Consider the following 19912-nt stretch of genomic DNA (forward strand, 5'->3'; position numbering starts at 1 on the left):
TGAAATAGGAAATTGTAATGGCAACTGGCATCGTAAAATGGTTCAATGATTCGAAGGGTTTCGGCTTTATTACCCCTGACGAAGGCGGCGAAGATCTGTTCGCTCACTTCTCGGCTATCCAGTCGAACGGCTTCAAGTCCCTGCAAGAGAACCAACGCGTTTCTTTTGAAGTGACCGCTGGCCCTAAAGGCAAGCAAGCTTCGAACATTCAGCCAATCTAATACGCTGGATCAAACGAAATAAAGAAATCCTCGGTCTCCGAGGATTTTTTTTCGCCTGAATTTCCGTGAAGCATGGGTTTTGCGTGCTTTGCGGAGACATTTTGCCCGTGCGCAGCCATTTGCCGGGCGGCTGCGCTGCCGCATCAGTCGGTCGGACAGATCGGCCTGGCGCTTGCGCGGACGCCGACCTGCCCGCACTCCTGTCGCCACCGGGCTGGCAGGTGTCGGCTTACGCTGCGCTAAGCCGACCTACGCCGACCTACGCCGACCTACGCCGCTACGCTGCTTCCTCATGCCGGGCGGTGTCTGGCCACTTGCTACGGGTGAGTCTGGAACTGGAATGTCGCGGTGCCCAATCAAACCGTAGCGAGCGGCAGTGATTTGTGGTCGAGAAGCGCAACCGTACTCTAGTACGGTGAGCATCGCCGGCCGCAAAGCGCGACGCGCAGTAGGTTTGATTGGGTGCTATCAGAAAGCGGGCTCGCGCCAGTAATCGGGCTGTGCGTATGAGTGCCTTAAAAAATCCACAAACGCCCGTATGCGCAGCGGCAAATGGCGGCGCTGGGCGAAGACGGCGTAGATGTCGTTGCCGGGTGCGGCGAACTGGTCCAGCACCGTCACCAGCTGGCCCGAGGCGATCTCTGCCCCCACTTCCCACATCGAGCGCCACGCCAGGCCCTTGCCGGCCAGCGCCCAGTCGTGCAGCACTTCACCATCGTTGCAGACCATATTGCCCGCCACCTTCAAGATCACATTCTTGCCGTTTTCGCGGAAGGTCCAGCCCCGCTGGCTGCCTTCGCTGCTGATCGCCAGGCAATTATGCTTCGCCAGGTCGGCCGGGATGCGCGGCGTGCCTGCCCGTTTCAGGTAGGCGGGCGAGCCGACCAGCACGCGCTGGTTGTCCGCCAGTTTCGTGCTCACCAGCGAGGAATCGGACAGGCTGGCGATGCGGATGGCCACGTCGATGCCTTCGCCGATCAGGTCGACGAGGCGGTCGTTCAGGTTCAGCGACACCGTCACGTCGCGGTGCTCCGCCACGAACGAGGGGATCAGCGGCGCCACGTGCTGGCGGCCGAAGCCGGCCGGCGCGGAAATGAGCAAATGCCCGCTGGCCTTCACGCTGCGCTCGGCCACGGCCGCTTCCGCCTCTTCCAGTTCGCCCAGAATACGCTGGCAATCTTCCAGGAAGGCGGCGCCTTCATTCGTCAGGGCCAGCTTGCGCGTCGTGCGTTGCAACAGTTTCACGCCCAGGCGCTGCTCCAGCGCGTCGAGGCGCCGGCCTATCATGGCTGGCGCGATGCCTTCCGCGCGTGCGGCGGCCGACAGGCTGCCCCTGGCCACGACTTCCACGAACGTTGATATTTGTCTGAACTGGCCCATTTGATGCTCTCGCTATCTCGTCACTTGTGATAAAAACGCATAGATGAAGTGATTTTTAATCTCGTTTCCATGCCTTATAGTGCAATACTATAGAACAAAAGCGCCGCCCTGCAGAGTGTTTTTGCGCCTCTGTCCAGCTTGTCCGCGCAGTCGTTCCGCTTATACTTGGATCACCAGATTACCTTTGCTTATATTTATTAAAAACCGGAGAACTTCATGACGCAGAACACGATCGCACTTCCCGAAGGCATGCAAATCACGGGTGACATCCAGCCCGGCTATGAACAGATCCTGACGCCGGCCGCGCTGGCCCTGGTGGCCAAGCTGACGCGCGCGTTCGAGCCGCGCCGCCAGGAATTGCTGGCCGTGCGCGTGGAGCGGGCCAAGCGCCTTGACGCGGGCGAGCGTCCCGACTTCCTGCCAGAAACCGCGCACATCCGCGACGGCGACTGGAAGATTGCGCCGATCCCGAAAGCGCTGGAATGCCGCCGCGTGGAAATCACGGGCCCCGTCGAGCGCAAGATGGTCATCAATGCCTTCAATTCCGGCGCGGACAGCTACATGACGGACTTCGAGGATTCGAACACGCCGAACTGGGATAACCAGCTGACGGGCCAGATCAATATGTTCGACGCCGTGCGCAAGACGATTTCGCTGGAACAAAATGGCAAGTCGTACAAGCTGAACGACAAGATTGCCACCCTGGTCGTGCGTCCGCGCGGCTGGCACCTCGATGAAAAGCACGTGCTGGTCGACGGCAAGCGCATTTCCGGCGGCATTTTCGACTTTGCCCTGTTCATGTTCCATAACGCCAAGGAACAGCTGGCGCGCGGCGCCGGCCCGTACTTCTACCTGCCGAAGATGGAATCGCACCTGGAAGCGCGCCTGTGGAACGACATCTTCGTCATGACGCAAAACGAACTGGGCTTGCCGCAGGGTACGATCAAGGCGACCGTACTGATCGAAACCATTCTGGCTGCCTTCGAGATGGATGAAATCCTGTACGAATTGAAGGAGCACAGCTCGGGCCTGAACGCGGGCCGCTGGGATTACATCTTCTCGTGCATCAAGAAATTCAAGCTGGACAAGGATTTCTGCCTGGCCGACCGCGCCAAGGTCACTATGACGGCGCCGTTCATGCGCGCCTATGCCTTGCTGCTGCTGAAAACCTGCCACAAACGGGGCGCGCCTGCCATCGGCGGCATGGCGGCCTTGATTCCGATCAAGAACGATCCGGAAAAGAACGATATCGCCATGGGCGGCGTGCGCAACGACAAGGCGCGCGATGCCACCGACGGCTACGACGGCGGCTGGGTTGCCCATCCGGGCCTGGTGGAGCTGGCCATGGGCGAGTTCACGAAAGTGCTGGGCGATAAGCCGAACCAGATCGACAAGCAGCGTCCCGACATCGACGTCAAGGCATCGGACTTGCTGAACTTCCAGCCGGAAGCGCCAATCACGGAAGCCGGCTTGCGCTACAACATCAACGTGGGCATCCATTACTTGGGCAGCTGGCTGGCCGGCAACGGTTGCGTGCCTATCCACAACCTGATGGAAGACGCGGCCACGGCCGAGATCAGCCGCTCGCAAGTGTGGCAGTGGATCCGTTCGAGCAAGGGCGTGCTGGAAGACGGCCGCAAGGTGACGGCCGAGATGGTGCGCGCCATGATTCCGGAAGAACTGGCCAAGGTGCAGCGCGACGCGCCAGGCGGCGACGGCCCGACCTATGTGCGTGCCGGCCAGATTTTCGAGGAAATGTCGACGTCGGAATCGTTCGCCGAATTCCTGACCTTGCCGCTGTACGAAGAAATCTGATCCTGATCAACTAGACGGATAAAAAAATCCCGGTAGTGCTGTTGGCACGACCGGGATTTTTTATATGGATGACTGCAACGCCTGCAAAACGGGTGCGCGGCAGGTTTGCGCAGGTGTCCTTAGAAATTATTCTTCCACATGCGCAAGGCCGCAAAGGCTTCCACGGGCGAGGCGTCGGCCGCCAGCTTGCCTTCCACCTTCAGGCTGGTCAGGATTGCCGGTTCGCGGTAGCGCAGGAAGGGGTTCGTGGCCTTCTCCAGGGCAATCGTCGACGGCACGGTGGGCAAGCCCTGCTGGCGCTTTTCCGTGTCGATGGCAATGCGTTCCTGCAAGGCCTGGTTGCCCGGCTCGACGGCGTTGGCGAAGCGCAGATTGGACAAGGTGTACTCGTGCGCGCAAAATACCTCGGTATCGTCGGGCAGGGCGGCCAGCTTGCCCAGCGAATCGGCCATCTGGCCCGGCGTGCCTTCGAACAGGCGGCCGCAGCCGCCGGCAAACAGGGTGTCGCCGGAAAACAGCCAGGGTGCATCGCCTTGCTCCGTACGCTGCCGTACGTAGGCGATATGGCCCTTGGTGTGGCCGGGCACGTCGATGACCGTCATCTGCAAGCCCAGCTGGGGCACATAGGCGACATCGCCTTCGGCAAGCGGTTCCGTGATGGCTGTGATAGCCTCATTGCGCGGGCCGAAGACGGGCACGGCGAAATGCTGCAACAATTCAGGCACGCCACCCGTGTGGTCGGCGTGGTGATGCGTGAGTAAAATGGCGGACAAGGTCAGCTGATGGGCTTGCAGCGCATCGAGGATGGCCATCGCATCGCCGGGGTCGACCACGGCGGCGTGGCGGCCGTCGTGGATCAGCCACAGGTAATTGTCGGCAAAGGCGGGCACGGCAAGTACCGATAAAGCGTGTTCAGGGGAGTGTGTCATGAGCAAAAGAGAAAACTGAATGGACAGTGTGGCATCCGAAAAATCCATTATAGCGCTTGACGGCTGGCTGCAGACGCCGGCCGGTCTGTACGTGCGTGCCTGGGAGCAGCAATGTCTCGACAGCCTGACTGTGGACATCTTCGGTTTTAATGCCGTGCAGATCGGCTTGCCCCAGCTCGACGCGCTGGCCGCCAGCCGCATGCCGAACAAATGGCTGCTCGATTCGCGCCTGCCTGCGCGTCCCCCGCAGGAGAGCCGTTTGACTCTCGTGTCAGCTTTCGACGAGCTGCCGTTCGACTCGCAAAGCCTGGACCTGGTGGTCTTGCCGCACGTGCTTGAATTTGCTGCCGAGCCACATCAGGTCTTGCGCGAAGTCGAGCGTGTGCTGATACCGGAGGGGCGCGTGATCGTCTGCGGCTTCAATCCGGCCAGCCTGTGGGGCATGCGCCAGGGCCTCGGGCGGGTCACGGGGCGCCATTATTTGCCGCAGGCGGGCGAGCTGATCTCTATGCCGCGCATGAAAGACTGGTTAAAATTGCTGAACATGGGCGTCAGCCAAAGCCACTTCGGCTGCTACGCGCCCGCCTGCAAGACGGAAAAATGGCTGCGCCGCAACGCCTTCATGGACAAGGCCGGTGCGCGCTGGTGGCCATATCTGGGCGCAGTGTATATAGTGCAGGCGATCAAGCGCGTCAAAGGGATGCGTTTGATCGGTCCGGCGTGGACCAAGAAACCGGCGACGGCGCCCGCAGGCGCACCGGTCACGAATAAAAGGCGGGAACAGCAAGATGGATAAGGTAGAAATTTACGCCGATGGCGCATGCAAGGGCAATCCCGGCACGGGCGGCTGGGGCGCGCTGATGGTGGCCGATGGCGCCAAGAAAGAAATTTACGGCGGGGAACTGAATACGACGAATAACCGCATGGAATTGAAGGCCGTGATCGAAGCCTTGACGGCGCTCAAACGTCCCTGCCAGGTCGTGATGTATACCGATAGCCAGTATGTCCAGAAGGGCATCAGCGAATGGATTCACGGCTGGAAGGCACGGGGCTGGAAAACGGCCGCCAAGGCGCCCGTAAAGAACGTCGACCTGTGGCAGGCGCTGGACACGGCCCAGGCCGTCCATGAAGTGGAATGGCGCTGGGTGCGCGGCCACAATGGCCATCCGGGCAATGAACGGGCCGATGAGCTGGCCAACCTGGGCGTGGAAACCGTGCGCGCCTGAGAACTGAAATTTCCTGCCATGCCGCAGCGGGCAGGGCGTAACCGGAGGGCACAGGTTTGCTATACTGTGCCCTTCGCTTTTTGCTTTTAAGACTGAACCTGCCATGCGTCAAATTGTCCTCGATACTGAAACCACCGGCCTGAACCCGCGCACGGGCGACCGCATCCTGGAGATCGGGGCGGTCGAACTGAACAACCGCATGTTGACAGGGAATAATTTCCACCATTACATCAATCCCGAGCGCGACTCGGAAGAGGGCGCGCTGGCCGTCCACGGATTGACCACCGAGTTCCTCAGCGACAAGCCGAAATTCGCGGAAATCGCCGATGAATTTCGCGCCTACATCGCCGACGCCGAACTGATCATCCACAATGCGCCGTTCGATATCGGCTTCCTGAACGCAGAATTCAAGCGCCTGAACCTGCCGCCCGTCCACGAGCAAGTCTGCGGCGTGATCGACACCCTGGTGCAGGCGAAGGAAATGCATCCGGGCAAGCGCAATTCGCTGGACGCCCTGTGCGACCGCTACGGCGTCTCGAACGCCCACCGCAAGCTGCACGGCGCGCTGCTCGACTCCGAATTGCTGGCCGACGTCTACCTGGCCATGACGCGCGGACAGAACAGCCTGAGCATGGAAGAAGAAGTGGAAGTGGCCGCCGACGGCGCCGTGCTGGAAATCGTGCCGCTGGCCGAAGTCATCTTCCAGAGCGCCACACCCGACGAACTCGCCGCCCACGAAGCCACCATCGCCGGCCTCGACAAGGCCGCCAAAGGCCAGTGCATCTGGACCGCCGTCACGGCACCGCCAGCGGCCGCCTGAGAAAAAAGCGGGGCGTGCTAAATTTCCTGTCGCCAGCCCTTGCAGTTGCCGCAACACCTATGCGATAATTCGCCTCGCTTCGGGAGGTTAGCTCAGGGGTAGAGCACTGCATTCACACTGCAGGGGTCGCAAGTTCGAAACTTGCACTTCCCACCAAGAATTCGCCTTAAAATCAAGTACTTATATGAAAGCCGACACATTTATGTAGTCGGCTTTTTTATTGGGTGTAATTTTTGGGTGTAATTTACTTCGCCACAACCAGTGCCGATAGCTTATCCAGCGCCAGGCGCTGAGCATCCACCTGCAAGTGTGCGTAGCGCTGGGTTGTTTGCACGTTGGCATGGCCGAGAATTTTGCTGATGGTGTACAGGTCCACGCCCAGGCCCAGCATGATGCTTGCGCAAGAATGGCGCAGGTCATGGAAATTCACGTGAGGCATGCCCGCCTTCACGCGCGCCCGACGCCAGGACGATTGCACGCCGTACAACGTCATATCCAATGGAAAATATTTCAGCCATGGCCGCAAGGCCGGGATTATCGGCACCACGCGCATGCGAAGTGTTTTAGTATTGCTGGCAGGGAAGGTGATCGAATCCTTCCCAATATGCTCACGCTGAATCTGGAACAATTCACCGCGGCGCGCCCCGGTCAGTAGCGCCGCCCATATCGCAGCCTGCGCAATCGGCGTGCAGAAGGAGGCGATCTTCCTTACCTGCTCAACCGTTAGAAATACCTCACGCTTGTTGTTGACTGCCATGTTGTCGATCCGCAAACCATAATTTTCAGGAGTGAGGCGCTGGCGCCACGCCAGTTGTAATCCTTTTTTTGCACAGGCCAAGGACCGGTTCACCGTTGCTGGCGCATAGGCTGGCTCCAGTTTGCCGGTTTTCTTATTTGGTATGAGCTTGCTCATGTCACGAGTAACATGATCGGCAAACTCCTGGGCCTGGCTCGCTTTGTAGCGCTCCGCCCAAGGACCTAGCCGTTTCGCATGATGTTTCGAGGTGTCGCCACTGCGTAGACTGGCGGCGTGCTCGACGTAGAGCGCGAGGATGAAGGCCATCGGCGGATCGCCAGGAATGTGCACCTGTTGGCTTTTCGGCGCGCGCGCAACCGCTGCGCGCAACTCTGCCTCAGCTAACTTGGCATCACTCGTAGTTGCGCCTTCCGGCAGCTTTCTGTGAATTCTTTTGCCATCGACCATGATGCCGACGTGCTTCCTGCCTTTTTTGTCGTCCCAGATGGACATTGGTTGTTTTCCTTTAACCAGTTCTTGCATTCTTCGAGGTCGTAGCGCTTGGAGCGCGCGCCGACCGGTGTATATGGCAATCCTGCCTGCTCGAGGCGGCGGATCGTAGATTCGCTGACGCCGAGCGCGGCGCAGATCTGTTGCCTGTTCAGTTCCCCGGACGTACTGGTGGGCCTCCTGCCTGTGGTTTTATCCAGCGCCGCCACCATTTCGGCGATGTGAAGCATTTCTACTTCGCTCATGTTCATGGTGCACTCCCGGCCGCCACATCACCGGCATGCCCGCTGCCACCGCATGCAGGGCAGTCCAGCTCGCCGCTGCCTGGCTCTGCGCCGTCGTTCATGAAGACCAGGCCGGCCGGCGTCGCCGCGAAGGTCTGGCCAGCGGCGCACGCAGCCGCGATGGCCTGCTGCGTTTCGGGCGAGAGTGGTGTGCGACGGCGCACGAGCTGGGCCTCCAGCTGAGCAATGCGCGCATCGCGCTCGCGCACCAGGCTTTGGAAAGCTGGCGCTTCGCAGCTGCGCGCGCACGGCGCCGGGTGTTCGCCCTGTGCTTGCCGCTCCCGACGCTGGGCCTGGCCATGAATGCAAGTGCATTCGCCCAACCATTCCCCGTTGACCCGGTGCACGTCACCTGTGCCGCCGCAGGCGCTGCACAGGGCGTGCATTTCGGCGCAGGTGTCCACGCTTCCAGCGGCCCCTGGCGAGGCGATGGCTGGCGCTTCAAATTCATCCATAAGTGCCATGCGCAGATCGGTACGGGTGGCGGTGGTCTGCTTTTCCACGTAGGTATCGACAAGTGCCAGAATGCGCTTGCACCGATTGATCTGGATCGAGGCTTGATCGTAGGCGCTCATGATGCCGCCTTGGCAGCGATAGCGGCGTCGATGGCGGAGTCAAGCCGCTCACCTTGGTTGATGAAAGTTTTATCAAGAGGCAGACCCGCGCCATATACGCCCCATACATCAGTGGCGAAGTTTGTAGGGAACTGGCGCAGCCAACGATACCGTTCCGCGTCTTTGGCATCACCCTTCAACGTTTCCAGTTCATCCTTGACGGTCTTCAAATTCACTATCAGCGCCAGTCCAGCGCGTACAAGGTCGGCTTTTTCGTCCTTTATATCGCCCTGCGCCGCTGCCAGCTCTTCTGCTGGAGGAACTGGCGCCGCGGCGATCATTGCTCGATATGCTGGCGCCATCGTAGCCAGCATGCCAGCCAACGCATCGACCGTCGTGCCCGGCGCCATCTCCATCTGCATCAAGACGAGCGGCGCTGCTTGGCGTGCCAGGTCGATATCGGCAAGCGCTGCGGTTGGCCAAGATGCGATTGCTGCACCAGCGATGATCTCAGGCGTCGGTTCAACCGGCACCAGCTTCCAGCCGTCCGGCACGGCCAGGCGCTGCGGCGTTAGGGCGACCGAAAGGGGGCCACCTTGCTCCAGCGCGTCAATACTAGCGTTGTTGTTCATTATGCATGCTCCAAAAAGGTTATCTCGCTTGGCTGGCGCGGTGTCGCGTCGCCCATCAGGTAAATCACGGAAGACACGCCGCCGCCCAGGACCTGGGCGCCCATGGCGCGCAGGTGGTGCTGCTTGCCGTCGCATAGCACGGGCTGGCAGGTGTGGATCGCGCGCAGCACGGCGCGGTCCAGCTTGTAGGCGGTCTCGGCCGGTGTTTCCGGCGGCGCCGGACTGCGGCTACTCACGTCGCCGCCGGCGCCGGGCGGACGAAGTACGCCACGGGACCATCGTCCTCTGTGTCGAAGATGGCCAGCAGGAACCAGTCTGCGCCGGCTGGCGTGGTGGGCTGCCACTCCTTCAGTGCGTCGGTATCGTCGTCCATGTAGCGCCCGCAAAGCAGTGCGGCATCGATCTCCATCCAGACGCGGGTGACTTCGACGCCGCATTCCGCCAACCAGCCGCTGAAAGCTACGGCGCTGTCATCGTCTGGCGAGTTAACCAGGGCAGGGTGGAAGTAGCTGCCATCCTCACGGCGCTCGACTTGCACGGCTTCGATTAGTGTTTTCATATTTACCTTTCAGGTTGTCGCGGCCAAGACGCCCGCGAGGGTGGCCGCCACGTAAATCAGGATCAGGGCCGCCGCCATGCACGCGGCACCGGGGCTGCGCTCGCTGTTCGGCACTTCGTTGCCGTCGGTCATACTGCCTCCGTGGCGGGCATCTTGATGTCGCGCCAAGCGTAGAAAGCTGGCCTGTCATCAGGCGAGATGCGCATGCAGTCTTCGCCGAACGTAAAAGTCGCGTCGTGCTGCGCACCTGGAAACTTGAAGTAGAGGAGCGCCTGGGCGTGGCCCAGCCTGTCAGGCCCCTGCAGTGGCGCGCGGCTTACCCAAATGCTTCCGATTGTGCAGTCCGGGTACATGAGCGAGAAGAATTCAATCAGGGCCGCTTGTGCAGCCTTTTGGGCGCGCCGTTCGACAAACCCCCCCATCACGCAGCCCTGGCTGCAGTAGACGGCATCGCCGTCCGTGATGACTTCCAGGTGCTTGTGCTCCTCACCTTCGTCCTCGGCGTCCTGCTGCATCTCTTCGCTGACGCGCCGGCTGCAGTGGTGGCACTCGAACCACCAGCCATGCTCGATCAGCACCGCATGTGGCACCGGACCAGGTGCGTACTGGTCAAACTGCGGCTTCCGCTGGCAGTGCTCGACCTCGTTAAAGCCGCAGTCCAGCTCGTTGGCCCCTTCGCGACGCGCGGCGGCGCTGCTGGTGGCAAAGCGGATAACGCAGTGCCCCTCGTTAGGCTCGCGCACTTCATAGGCAAGCAACGGCCTCATGTCGCCACCCGCTTGAACTCGATCACCCAAACCCACGGGTTGGCTGCCCAGCTGCCGGCGCCGTTGATGGATTCCCACAGGTGGCTGAAGTGCTCGCTCGGTGTCGCGTGGTAGTTGTAACTCGGAATGACGCCATGGCCACCAGGCGTGCCTTCGGCGCGTGCGTCGGCGTCGCTGCAGTCATTCAGGCGCTCGACACGCACCGACACGATCTCCAGCAGGATCCGGCTCGCCGCACGAGGCATGTGGATGCTTGGGCGCCATCGCGGACGCGCAGGATCGCCAACACATTCGGTCGCCGGCCAGCCGCTAGGGCGGTCGGTGTTGCCCGCCGGCAGATCTGCGCGATACTCGATGCTGCATTCGGGCAGCGGACGCTGGTGTTCGTCAGGGGAGACATAGCCGAACGTCTCACGCACCCACAGGTGATCTCCATGCCCGCCATGGGGGCATGCATCGCCGGCCATGCCGTGGGCGCCAGGAGCACGTGTATCCCCAACGCTCACCATCGACTGGAACGCGTTGCAAGACCATTGGTAATCACCTGGGCGATGCGGCACTGGTTCCGGCTGAGGCTTCATGATTCGGCGCGTCTGCGTCTTGCTGCCGTCGAGCACAGCGCGCACCATGGCACCGTTCATGAGTATTGGGCGCTCTTTCATGCTTTTTCTCCAGCGGCCGGTGCGGCCGTAAACATATCAACTGTTTTCGTATCGCGTACCGCAGCCGGCGGCAGCACGTCCAGGAATTCTCCAATGGTCAGCGCGTTGTCGCGCGGACCATACGGCAGGCAATCGACGGTCCAGTCGTCCGGAAGGTCGCGCTCTGTTCGAATTTCCTCGTCGGCCACCGCGTCGATGGGCTGGTCTTTGATCTCGCCAAAGTTCGACTTAAAGCGGATTTCGGCTTCGCGTTCGCTGGTGGCCATAATGACGGCCGTCAGGGTGGCGCTGACGGTGTAGAGGCGGTTGATCATGTGGCTCCGCCTTTCAAGACTTCGCACACGCTCGCCATCACCTCATCAAACTCGGCCGATGTGCACGGCACACCTTCGTCGTGGTCTGCGATGTCGTTCCTGTCGTCCAGTTTCTTTATCGCCAGGAGCAGGTCGTGCATCACGCGCAGCTTTTCTTCCAGGCCTTTTGCATAAGCATTCATGCCGGCCGCCGTCCAGCCGCCGCCAAGGGCATCGTCATGCAAGCCGTCGAGTGCATTCCAGCAGGCGACCATGCGCCGGGCGTTGGCCTCGCGCATACCGGGCGCGTTCTTGAAGTCGATGGCCACTGCAATAGCGTGATTTTCAAATTGGCCGGTACCGCCGATAACGGTTTCGGGTGCGCCATCGTTGTCGAAGGGCGTTTCTCCGACCATCAGCATGCAAGGGGTGTGCGCGCTCATGCTGCCGCTCCTGGCGCAGCCAACACCGTGCGATTGCCGTTCGATGCCATGCCGCTCACCACACCCAGCGCCTCCATGGCTTCCAGGAGGTTGCCTGCTCGGTTGTAGCCAATACCCAAATATCGCTGCACCAGCGATATCGATGCGCGCTGCCGGCTGCGCACCAACTCGACGGCCTGGTCATACATCGGGTCGGTCGCACTGCCGTCGCCTGGCGGCACGGTGCCGGGCGCCTGGCCGTTTAGTTTCAGCATCACGCGTTGTTCGCGCACTGGTTCGTGGCCTTTGGCCGGCGCCGCGTCAACGGCCGGGCCCGGCGGCCGCGCATCTTCCTCGGCTTCGCCGCCCAGGGCCTCGACCAGATCGGCCAGCATCTTGGCCAGCTCGCCCGTCATCAGCGCAAAATCGCTGTCGAAGCGCTCGTCGTCGTTGCGCGTGGCGCTTTCCTTGATAATTTCCAGCGGCTTCACCGATTTGATAGCCAGGCTCTCGTCCAGTACGAAGCTGATCTTGTCGCTCCAGGTCATGGCCAGGAGCGTGCACTGCTTGCCGGCGGCGATGTGGCGGCGGATATCGTCCGCCTCCAGGGTGTGGCGCTTGTAGGCCACCTGGGCCTTGCTTTCGCCCGTGGCGCGCATGATCGCGTCCTGGTCGACCGTGAAGCCTGCCGGGGATTCGTCCACCTTCAGCCATTCCGTCATCGCGCCAACCGGCGAGCGCATGACGCGCAGGCTTTCCAGCGGGAGCTTGTCGACAGATTTCAGCAGCAGCTTTACCACTTCGTCTGCCTTGGCCGGGCTGGCCGCGTCTACCACCAGCCAGCCATTTACCGGGTCAACCCACACGGCCGTGGTGCTGAGAATGGCGAAGGCGCGCGGCAGCAGCTCGTCGGTAACGCGCTCTTTCAGTTCCTTCATAGCTTTCTTGCCGGGCGCGAAGCCCTGGGCTTCTTCCATTTCCAGCGCGCGGGCGGCGGCAACTTGGTTGACCACGGTCGACGGCAGCAGCTTTTTCTCGGTTTTCAGCTGCAGCAGGAACTGGCCGCCCACGGCGTGCACCAACGGTGCGCCGGCGCCGCGCGGCGCAGCCCAGCCTTGGCGCTGCAGCTCGGCGCTCGTGGCGGGGGTGAAGGCCTGGCGCTCGAGCATGCTGTTCAGCTCCGAGGCGCTCATGGGCCAGTTTGCGGGCAGGCGGTAAATCTGGAGATTCTTGAAAAACATGGCGCTTCCTTATTCTGAGAACACGACGCCGCGCGCGGCACCGAAGGCATACAAAAACTCAATGAATTGCGCGGCTTCCTTCACGTAGAAGTCGCTGGTTTGGACGCCCAGCTGCACGATCCGGCGTCCGTCGAAGCTGGGCGTCACGCGCCCGTCGTGGTGCAGCGGCGTGCCGGCCAGGCGCATTTCGTCGGCAAACTCGTCCACCAGCAGCCGCTTCATGTCATCCGCATCCCACTTGCGCCCGATGTGCTCGACCTGCTTGGCGATCTCGCCGATCATCGCGTGGTACTTTTCTTCCTGGGCGCGCTTCTTCTTCGGCTCCGAAAACACCACCATCCAGCCAGGCGGCGCGCTCTTGGCAAATTCAACCGCTCGGCGCCGCGCCTCGTCGTGCACGAGGAAGTAGGTTTGCTTCGTCATGGTGGCGATCCTTCGGCCGTACTGGCCGGCGGCAGCGCCGTCACGCGTTCCAGGTCATAGCATCCGCTGATGCCATCCAGCCAGATGACGGCGGTGTGGCCGCTGAGCACTTGCGCCTCGCTGACAGTGATCGTCTTGCGGACCTTGCCGCTGTCCAGTTCGACGCTGACGGCGGCGCCGACCTGGTGCGCGGCATTGAACTTGTCGCATGCGGCCTGGAGCTGCGCGGTCGCCTTTGCCTGGCGTTCGGCCCGGCTGCTCACGCTGCACCGCCCAGGTCTACAACGTCGATCACGATGCCGCGGCAGTACGGCTCGCCGTCTTCCACGATTTCGAAGGTGGCGTGCGGCACGTCGGTGCGGTAAGTCCAGCTGTAGCCGTCTTCCTTGGCCCAAAGGGCATCCACGGCGCGCACCTGCGGTGCCCGGGCGAAATAGTCCTTGAGTGCATCGTCGTCGTGCTGGATATCCTCGCGGAACGGCAGCAAGCCCTTGGCGTCGAGCAGAGCGATGGTCGGCGCGCCGCGCTCGTCGTCCACGAAGCCACGGAACTCCATCAGGTCGTCGCTGGCGCCGAAGATCACGATCAGGCCGGCGGCCTTGGCCTGCTGCTCCTCTTCCTTCGCCATTTCGCTGCCGTATTCGCGGCCCGTCAGCAGGCCGGCCAGCAGCTCCTTGCTCAGCTTGACCGGCGCCAGCTCGACGGCCGGCGTGCCCATGTTCGTGTATGGGTGCTTATCGGCATGCGGCTTGATGTGCGCGTAGAAGTGCTTGCCGATGGATTCGGCGCAGGCGAAGGCGGCATACTCGGTTACCGTGACGTTGGCGTAGTGGTACACGTCCGCCGGCGCGCCCTTGCGGAAGAACTGCACGGCCAGGGTCTCGGTCGCCGGGCAGTGGCCGATAGCGGCAATCTGCGAGGATTGAATGGCTTGCAGGGTGATTTGTGGTGCTGCGACTGCTGTATTCATTGGTTTCTCCAGGTGGTGGGCGGGGCGGTGTTTATGCGGCTTCGGCGACCAGACCGGCGCGCGCGGCAGCAAAGTCGAACTTGGCCAGGCGGTCAATGGCCTCGGCCGCCATCAGGCCGAACTGGTCGAACATCACATCGAGGATGTCGCTGTCGGATGGGTAGAGGTCATCGGCAGCGGCGTCGAGCAGGTCAGGTGCTGGCGCTGGGCGGCTCGGCGCCGGTGCGGCGGCTGCCGGCGCGCGGCGCGCGGTGATAGGCGCGGTAGGTTTGGGCGTCGCTACTTGGGCGACCGGCTCGACGGCGCGCTCGGCAGCGAGCTGCGAGGCTTGCTCGGCCAACTGGCGCTGCGTGTTGGCTGCCGCGCTTTCGCGCTCAACCTGGGCCGCTGCCGCCGCGAGCCGCTCAGATTCGATCTGGGCCTGGCGGATCGTTTCGGCCGCTGCCTCTTCTGCCTTGACGCGCTCCTCTTCGCGGATCCGTGCGCGCTCGGCTTCGGCCTTCGCTTCCTCGGCGCGCTTGTGATCGGCGATGCGGCTGGTAATGACCAGCTGGAAGTCATCCATCGGCTTGCCGATGATGTTGGCCATGTCCATGAACAGGAAACCGTAGGTAGCGGCATGCTCGCGGCACCAGGCCTGCTTGGCGCGGTAGTCAGCGGCTTGTGTGTTGGCTGCAATCTTGGCGTTGGCCAGCGTGGTACTGACGGCATCGCGCAGGCTGCCGAGGGTGCGTTTGTTCTTCATGGCGCCTGCGAAATCCGGCTGGGGCTGCTGCAGGCGCAGCGGCGTGATTTCGGTCTCGAGCGCGGTAATATGCGCAGTGAAGGCGTGCCGGCCTTCGTTCAGGATAGTTTCCTTGATCTGTTCCTTGCGGGTTTTTACCAGCTTTTCCAGTTCCAGGCGCTTGGCGCGGAACTGTGCCTTGATGTGGTCGACCGTGCGCATCACTTCGTCAATGGTCGCGGTCTGCGCCAGGGCGGCGGCCTTGGCCAGTTCCAGCTTGTCTTCCGCCTCGCCGCAATACTTGACGGTGTTTTCGGCATTGGCGAAGTCCTCGTCGGTTTCCAGCTTGGTGTTGATCTTGGCAATGAACTTCTCGGCGGCGGCCTTGTACGCTACCAAATTGCTGCTGACGACCTTGCCTTCGGTCTGGACGACCAGAGCGGGCAGGGCGGCGATCGGTTCAGCGGCCGGCTTCTCGGCAATGTCAACCTGCGTGTAGTTGGCGACGTCGATATCGAACTGCTCCCAGCCGGCGACGATACGTGCGAACCAGGCGGTGTCCGGATACACCCACATCCAGACCATGTTTTCCTCGGTGCCATCGGACGTCATGAAGAGCCATTTCTCGGCGCCGGTCACCAGCAACTGTTGCTGGACCTGCGGCTGATGCTCTTCCAGCAGCACGCCGGCACCGACCGATGCGGCCAGTTCGGCATTCCACTGCTTGTGCTCGAAGCCGATGGTCTCCGCCATGTTCAGGCCGTCGCAAGAGGCGCTCTCGCGGCCCAGCGACAGAGTGGCCGGGTAGAGCTCGTCGCCGATGATGCGCTCGGCGAACGGGCGCGCCAGTGCTTCGACTTCGTGGCCGTAGTCCAGGATGTTTTCCTGCACCCAGTCGCTGAATTCCTTGGCCAGGCCCGTGGCCTTCATGCGCACCAGTTCGCTGCGGGTTACCTTCTTCGATATGCCCAGCATCGCGGCCGCCTCGCTGGCGCCGTGATGGTCGAAGCGGAAGGCGTGCCAGTCGTCGCTGCCCTGCAGCAGGTTGTGGATTTCGCGGGTGAGTGTGTTTTCGCGTTGCATGTTGTGTCCTCAATCGTTTTATTGTTGGGTGTGGCGATTACTCGTTTTCGTGCGACCAGCTATCGATGGTCATTTTTTGCGCTTCGGTGAAGGTTGCGCGGGTGCTGAGCATGGCGATCAGCTGCGCCGGCGTTTTCTTTTTGTCCAGGATGGTCTTGCGCCATTCCGGCGTTTTTTGCTTGAACAGCTCGTCAGTACATTCCGGCAGCTGATCGATCGTGCGGTCATCTGTAGCCGCCGCAGCTGGTGTGATGTCGCGCGCCTCGCGGTTGCCTTCGTCCAGCTCGTCCGGCGTGTACACGCCCAGGATTACGTCGGGGGAGTAAAGGCGGGTCCAGCGCTTCACGGCCAGGTACGCCAGCTGCTGTTTCGGGTCCGTCGCCCACAGCGGGGAATTACGCACGCTGGCCTGTACCAGCAGTAACTCGAGCACGCGTGGCTCAGCCTCGCCGCGTAACGTCGCCCATATGCGCACGCCCAGACCTTCTTCTTCCTTCAGGTCGTAGTCCGGCACGCGGTACTGGTACTCCTTTTTGTAACCGTTCTCGCCGGGCTTGCCCTTGGCCGGCGCGTTGCAGACGCGCGTCTTGCCGATGATCTTTTCCCACGGGCCATACCACTCATAGTTGAAGCGATCCCGTGTAACACCGCTCGACTGGATCACGGCATTGACCAGCTGCGCCTCGTAGCCCAGAGCGCCATTGACCAAGTGCGTTTTCTGCGCCACCGCGAAGGGATTCATGCGCCACTGGATGGCCTGCATGATGACGGCGGCGCAGTCGGCCGGGCTACCGCGCAGGTGCTCCGGGATGGTGGCGCGGCCTTTGGCCATGATGTCGGCCAGGCGCATCATGCTGTCCATGCTTGCACTGTCGAGGATCAGGGCGGCGCTGCTGGTAGCCACGACCGGCAGTTCGCCTTGCTCATTTTGTGAAACCTGCATCGCGGCGCTGCTGTCTTGCGTAACTGCGTTCATGACTTTTTCCTTGTGAGTTTTATGATTTCTGCCTTCAACAGTGCCAGGCGGACGGCGTAGACGACGGCGTGTCCGGCATGCCAATTGCGTAAGGCCTGGCTGGCCACGTCCATCACGGCTTGGCTGACGACGTCCACTGCGCCTCCCGGTGGGCGCGGCCCAGGCGCTGAACGAGCGCGGCGGATGCATCCAGGTCGATTAGGGCTTCGATCTGCGCGGTGATCAGTTCCTTCCGCATTTCTTCGAGGCCGGCCAGCTCGCGGCGCACGCCGGCCAGGCGCATCTTGTTCATGCGGTGCTGGTGCTGCGCCTGGTAGTGGCGGTGGGCGGCCAGCATGCGGCGGAAGAGGGCGATCATGGGCGCACCATCGCTGTCACGCCCAGGGCGCCGTCGTCGTAGGCGGCGTCGATCAGCGCACCCAAGTTGCCGATGGCGGCGAAGCTGTGTACCGTGCTGGCAGTGCGGATGGTGATGATGTAGCTCATGTGCTGCTCCTCTGGTTTTGATCTGGCGCCCCTGCCGAGAATCGAACTCGGCCAGTTCCGGCCCTTGCTGTCCGGCCCTGAGCCACTCCGGGGCTTTCATTCCTGCGTACGCCAGGAATCGCGGCACCACAAAAAAGCGGGTCGGGCTTGATACCGACTCGGTGAAGGTCGCGGTTCGCGAGCGCCCAGCCTGGTTCGGGATTCATCGCTGTCCCGAGGGTGTCGTCTGCCTGCGCAACATCAGCGCGTGTCCATCCACGCCGCCGCTTTTGTGTAGTTCCTGCGCTCGCCTGGCGCAGGGCAGGGGCGGCGGCCTGGGCGACAGGCCGCGCAGGTAAATCAGGCTGCCGTCACCTGCGAAGGGCGGAAGCGCTGGCTTTGCGTCGAGCCATCCAGCAGCACCTCCAAGAAGTCGCCGCGAGCGCCCGGGTGCGTCTTCACGAACTTGCCCGGGCGCGGCAGCGGCTCGGTTTTCGTACCCTTCACATTCACCTTCTGATCTTTTTTGAAATTCGACATGCTTTATTTCCTTTAAGGTTGGTTGTGGCGCCGGGCTTCCCCGGGCGCCTGATCCTCACGAAGATCAATCGGGGCATGCTGATCCCACAGGGCATTTATCCGGCCCGCCGGCCTGTCCCGCCTTGAACTACGGCGCGGGCGACCGCTGATCTTGTTTGGCCAGCTCGACCAAGTGGCCGAGCTCTTTGCCGTAGAAGGTGCTGCAGGGAGAGGCCATACGTGCATCCGTCAGGGCCATGGCATGCGCCACACATTTGTTGCGGGCGCGGACCTTGTTGCGGTACGTGCCGTCCGTGAAACGAATCGTCACGTCGAAGTGAAAACGCGGGTCCGGCGCATGGCGCTGTGCCAGCTCGGCTTGTAGTTGGGCGGCGTCGTGGTCACGGGCGCTCATGGCAATTACCCGCGCGCTTCGACGTGCACCACCGGCAATACTTCGCCGGCGGCAATCAGGGCTGCTTCAAGGGCTTTCAGTTCGGCTGGGGACATGGTTCGCTCCGATGGTTGCTGTTCGATAAGCGTATTAAACACCATGTTTATAAACAGAGTCAAACGTTTTGTTTAACTTATGGAGATTTTTGTTTGGTTGAGCTCACGAGGGCTTTGCTGTTCTGGTGTGTGATCTGACGAACTACAGGTGTGCTAGTGGAGTCGGGAGAGTAGGAGAGTTGTGATTGCTCTACCCAACTTGACTGCTTCAATCGCAAAATTTTACGGCGAAAAAAAGCCCGCATGTAGCGGGCTTCTTGAGATGTGGAAAAGGGAGAGTGGTCTACAAAGGCTCTTTCGCGAAAATCTTCCCAGTCTTAGTGTTGTACACCCAAACTTGGGATAAGGTAGTTACGATTGATGGTCCTGACATTGAGATCTCTGTCGGGCTGTCCATAGTCGCTTTCATGTATTCGCTGTATCGCACAATGTATGGTGCGCTAAGGTTTGTAATGTATAGGATGCCAATGTTTTCTTTGCTATCCCTGGCAAGTTCGGGGGCAACTTTAAAAGAAAAGTCCGAGGGAATGTGAGTGGACTTTGCTATAGAATTTACGTTGGAAAACGTGATGCCACAAACCAAATAAGTAAAGCTATTTACTTCAATTTTTTTTCCATAACCATTTTCAGCCACGTAGCTTCTCGAATCAGACAAATCTTTGATGATCGGTGCTGAGGAGTAAAAACTTTCACCAATACGAACTGATTGAGATCCGTGTGAAACTATCTTAACCGTCATGGTTTCGGTGTCGGCGTCATACTTTGGTAAAAGTAGTGGCCTTGCCGGTGAGAATGCGAGAGTACTCGTTCCTTTAAGTTTTCCATATAATGGGCTATCTTTGACGAACTCAATACGCTCTGCGAAAGCCTTTGAACTCTCGAATTCGTCCTTCTCTAACTTGATATTGCCGAGAGGTCTTACAATGTCGGCGCAGCTGTGGCCGTGATAATTGGCTGGCAACGATTCAACGCTTATATCAAAGGGATTTGGATCGTAATTGATTGAATCCTCCGCAGTCTTGCTAGATTGTTTCGCTTGTTGCTTCTTGGCAGCTACTTTTGATTTTGGCGCATCTTGCGCTTGCAGGCAATGATGGAATCCGCCTAGAACTACTAATGCAAAAACTACTTTTTTCATAATCAAGATTTCAGTTGTGATTTTAGATTATTTAATTTTGGTGTGGGCTAATC

General features: G+C 60.8%; 29 protein-coding genes, 1 tRNA gene and 1 pseudogene. 6 read left to right on the top strand and 25 right to left on the bottom strand.

Annotated features, from left to right (window positions below; all coding sequences use genetic code 11):
• The first annotated feature begins 17 nt into the window (after positions 1-17).
• Positions 18-221: a cold-shock protein gene (locus tag GCN75_RS03155; RefSeq protein ID WP_010398811.1), complete on the top strand. Its 204-nt coding sequence runs from the start codon at positions 18-20 to the stop codon at positions 219-221.
• A gap of 468 nt (positions 222-689) precedes the next feature.
• Here the strand turns inward: GCN75_RS03155 and GCN75_RS03160 are convergent, their stop codons facing one another.
• A complete protein-coding gene (locus GCN75_RS03160) occupies positions 690-1601 on the bottom strand; it encodes a LysR family transcriptional regulator (RefSeq protein ID WP_152281318.1) in 912 nt (303 codons plus the stop codon).
• A gap of 216 nt (positions 1602-1817) precedes the next feature.
• Here GCN75_RS03160 and aceB point away from each other — a divergent pair, with 216 nt between their 5' ends.
• A complete protein-coding gene (gene aceB, locus GCN75_RS03165) occupies positions 1818-3416 on the top strand; it encodes a malate synthase A (RefSeq protein WP_152259463.1) in 1599 nt (532 codons plus the stop codon).
• Between the two features lie 119 nt (positions 3417-3535).
• Here aceB and gloB read toward each other — a convergent pair whose 3' ends face one another.
• On the bottom strand, positions 3536-4345 hold the full coding sequence (gene gloB, locus GCN75_RS03170; RefSeq protein WP_152281319.1) for a hydroxyacylglutathione hydrolase: 810 nt from the start codon (positions 4343-4345) through the stop codon (positions 3536-3538).
• A 19-nt stretch (positions 4346-4364) separates the two neighbouring features.
• Between gloB and GCN75_RS03175 the strand changes: the two genes are divergently transcribed.
• The 4 genes from GCN75_RS03175 to GCN75_RS03190 all read left to right on the top strand — a co-directional run bounded on the left by GCN75_RS03175 (position 4365) and on the right by GCN75_RS03190 (position 6547).
• Positions 4365-5141 (top strand): class I SAM-dependent methyltransferase, encoded by a 777-nt coding sequence (locus GCN75_RS03175; protein WP_152281320.1) that lies wholly within the window; start codon positions 4365-4367, stop codon positions 5139-5141.
• A complete protein-coding gene (gene rnhA, locus GCN75_RS03180; RefSeq protein ID WP_092800349.1) occupies positions 5134-5571 on the top strand; it encodes a ribonuclease HI in 438 nt (145 codons plus the stop codon). The genes GCN75_RS03175 and rnhA overlap by 8 nt, the downstream gene beginning before the upstream one ends.
• Before the next feature lie 103 nt (positions 5572-5674).
• Complete coding sequence (gene dnaQ, locus GCN75_RS03185; protein ID WP_152281321.1) at positions 5675-6391, top strand: DNA polymerase III subunit epsilon; 717 nt, start codon at positions 5675-5677, stop codon at positions 6389-6391.
• Between the two features lie 81 nt (positions 6392-6472).
• Positions 6473-6547 (top strand) — tRNA-Val (locus GCN75_RS03190).
• Positions 6548-6635: 88 nt separating this feature from the next.
• On the opposite strand, the gene GCN75_RS03195 is transcribed toward GCN75_RS03190, so the two are convergent.
• The 23 genes and pseudogenes from GCN75_RS03195 to GCN75_RS03290 all read right to left on the bottom strand — a co-directional run bounded on the left by GCN75_RS03195 (position 6636) and on the right by GCN75_RS03290 (position 19859).
• The gene (locus tag GCN75_RS03195; RefSeq protein ID WP_152281507.1) at positions 6636-7640 is read right to left on the bottom strand and encodes a tyrosine-type recombinase/integrase; all 1005 of its coding nucleotides are present in this window, start codon (positions 7638-7640) and stop codon (positions 6636-6638) included.
• On the bottom strand, positions 7529-7888 hold the full coding sequence (locus GCN75_RS29080) for a helix-turn-helix transcriptional regulator (protein ID WP_193317364.1): 360 nt from the start codon (positions 7886-7888) through the stop codon (positions 7529-7531). Before GCN75_RS29080 ends, GCN75_RS03195 begins: the two co-directional genes overlap by 112 nt.
• Positions 7885-8496, bottom strand: coding sequence for a hypothetical protein (locus GCN75_RS03200; RefSeq protein WP_152281322.1), 612 nt, complete (start codon positions 8494-8496; stop codon positions 7885-7887). The genes GCN75_RS29080 and GCN75_RS03200 overlap by 4 nt, the downstream gene beginning before the upstream one ends.
• Complete coding sequence (locus GCN75_RS03205) at positions 8493-9107, bottom strand: hypothetical protein (RefSeq protein WP_152281323.1); 615 nt, start codon at positions 9105-9107, stop codon at positions 8493-8495. The genes GCN75_RS03200 and GCN75_RS03205 overlap by 4 nt, the downstream gene beginning before the upstream one ends.
• Positions 9107-9343, bottom strand: a complete 237-nt coding sequence (locus tag GCN75_RS03210; protein ID WP_152281324.1) for a hypothetical protein — start codon at positions 9341-9343, stop codon at positions 9107-9109. Before GCN75_RS03210 ends, GCN75_RS03205 begins: the two co-directional genes overlap by 1 nt.
• The gene (locus GCN75_RS03215; RefSeq protein WP_152281325.1) at positions 9340-9666 is read right to left on the bottom strand and encodes a hypothetical protein; all 327 of its coding nucleotides are present in this window, start codon (positions 9664-9666) and stop codon (positions 9340-9342) included. Before GCN75_RS03215 ends, GCN75_RS03210 begins: the two co-directional genes overlap by 4 nt.
• 9 nt (positions 9667-9675) lie before the next feature.
• Positions 9676-9798, bottom strand: coding sequence for a hypothetical protein (locus GCN75_RS29805; protein ID WP_264372530.1), 123 nt, complete (start codon positions 9796-9798; stop codon positions 9676-9678).
• Positions 9795-10424, bottom strand: coding sequence for a hypothetical protein (locus tag GCN75_RS03220; RefSeq protein ID WP_152281326.1), 630 nt, complete (start codon positions 10422-10424; stop codon positions 9795-9797). The genes GCN75_RS29805 and GCN75_RS03220 overlap by 4 nt, the downstream gene beginning before the upstream one ends.
• A 5-nt stretch (positions 10425-10429) precedes the next feature.
• Complete coding sequence (locus tag GCN75_RS03225; protein ID WP_152281327.1) at positions 10430-11095, bottom strand: ASCH domain-containing protein; 666 nt, start codon at positions 11093-11095, stop codon at positions 10430-10432.
• Positions 11092-11409, bottom strand: a complete 318-nt coding sequence (locus GCN75_RS03230; protein WP_152281328.1) for a hypothetical protein — start codon at positions 11407-11409, stop codon at positions 11092-11094. Before GCN75_RS03230 ends, GCN75_RS03225 begins: the two co-directional genes overlap by 4 nt.
• A complete protein-coding gene (locus GCN75_RS03235) occupies positions 11406-11831 on the bottom strand; it encodes a hypothetical protein (protein ID WP_152281329.1) in 426 nt (141 codons plus the stop codon). Before GCN75_RS03235 ends, GCN75_RS03230 begins: the two co-directional genes overlap by 4 nt.
• Positions 11828-12085, bottom strand: coding sequence for a DNA translocase FtsK (locus GCN75_RS29490; protein WP_226941083.1), 258 nt, complete (start codon positions 12083-12085; stop codon positions 11828-11830). Before GCN75_RS29490 ends, GCN75_RS03235 begins: the two co-directional genes overlap by 4 nt.
• Positions 12086-12163: 78 nt before the next feature.
• Positions 12164-13051: pseudogene (locus GCN75_RS03240) on the bottom strand (recombination-associated protein RdgC); the annotation flags it as partial.
• A gap of 9 nt (positions 13052-13060) precedes the next feature.
• Entirely contained in the window at positions 13061-13474 is a 414-nt protein-coding gene (locus tag GCN75_RS03245; protein ID WP_070279261.1) for a recombination protein NinB, read from the bottom strand.
• On the bottom strand, positions 13471-13737 hold the full coding sequence (locus GCN75_RS03250; RefSeq protein WP_152281331.1) for a hypothetical protein: 267 nt from the start codon (positions 13735-13737) through the stop codon (positions 13471-13473). Before GCN75_RS03250 ends, GCN75_RS03245 begins: the two co-directional genes overlap by 4 nt.
• A complete protein-coding gene (locus GCN75_RS29495) occupies positions 13734-14444 on the bottom strand; it encodes a KTSC domain-containing protein (RefSeq protein ID WP_226941042.1) in 711 nt (236 codons plus the stop codon). Before GCN75_RS29495 ends, GCN75_RS03250 begins: the two co-directional genes overlap by 4 nt.
• Before the next feature lie 31 nt (positions 14445-14475).
• Positions 14476-16251 carry a YqaJ viral recombinase family protein gene (locus GCN75_RS03265; RefSeq protein ID WP_152281332.1) on the bottom strand — a complete coding sequence of 592 codons (1776 nt, stop codon included), beginning with the start codon at positions 16249-16251 and terminating at the stop codon, positions 14476-14478.
• Between the two features lie 37 nt (positions 16252-16288).
• Positions 16289-17227 carry a RecT family recombinase gene (locus GCN75_RS03270; RefSeq protein WP_319633280.1) on the bottom strand — a complete coding sequence of 313 codons (939 nt, stop codon included), beginning with the start codon at positions 17225-17227 and terminating at the stop codon, positions 16289-16291.
• Between the two features lie 112 nt (positions 17228-17339).
• Positions 17340-17585 (bottom strand): hypothetical protein, encoded by a 246-nt coding sequence (locus tag GCN75_RS03275; RefSeq protein WP_152281333.1) that lies wholly within the window; start codon positions 17583-17585, stop codon positions 17340-17342.
• The gene (locus tag GCN75_RS29810; protein ID WP_264372531.1) at positions 17582-17713 is read right to left on the bottom strand and encodes a hypothetical protein; all 132 of its coding nucleotides are present in this window, start codon (positions 17711-17713) and stop codon (positions 17582-17584) included. The genes GCN75_RS03275 and GCN75_RS29810 overlap by 4 nt, the downstream gene beginning before the upstream one ends.
• A gap of 339 nt (positions 17714-18052) precedes the next feature.
• Positions 18053-18232: a hypothetical protein gene (locus tag GCN75_RS03280; RefSeq protein ID WP_152281334.1), complete on the bottom strand. Its 180-nt coding sequence runs from the start codon at positions 18230-18232 to the stop codon at positions 18053-18055.
• 127 nt (positions 18233-18359) lie between these two features.
• Positions 18360-18626: a hypothetical protein gene (locus tag GCN75_RS03285; protein ID WP_152281335.1), complete on the bottom strand. Its 267-nt coding sequence runs from the start codon at positions 18624-18626 to the stop codon at positions 18360-18362.
• Between the two features lie 378 nt (positions 18627-19004).
• Positions 19005-19859: a hypothetical protein gene (locus GCN75_RS03290; protein WP_152281336.1), complete on the bottom strand. Its 855-nt coding sequence runs from the start codon at positions 19857-19859 to the stop codon at positions 19005-19007.
• Between the last annotated feature and the right edge of the window lie 53 nt (positions 19860-19912).

The organism is Janthinobacterium violaceinigrum, assembly GCF_009208555.1.
GTDB classification, from domain to species: domain Bacteria; phylum Pseudomonadota; class Gammaproteobacteria; order Burkholderiales; family Burkholderiaceae_D; genus Janthinobacterium; species Janthinobacterium violaceinigrum.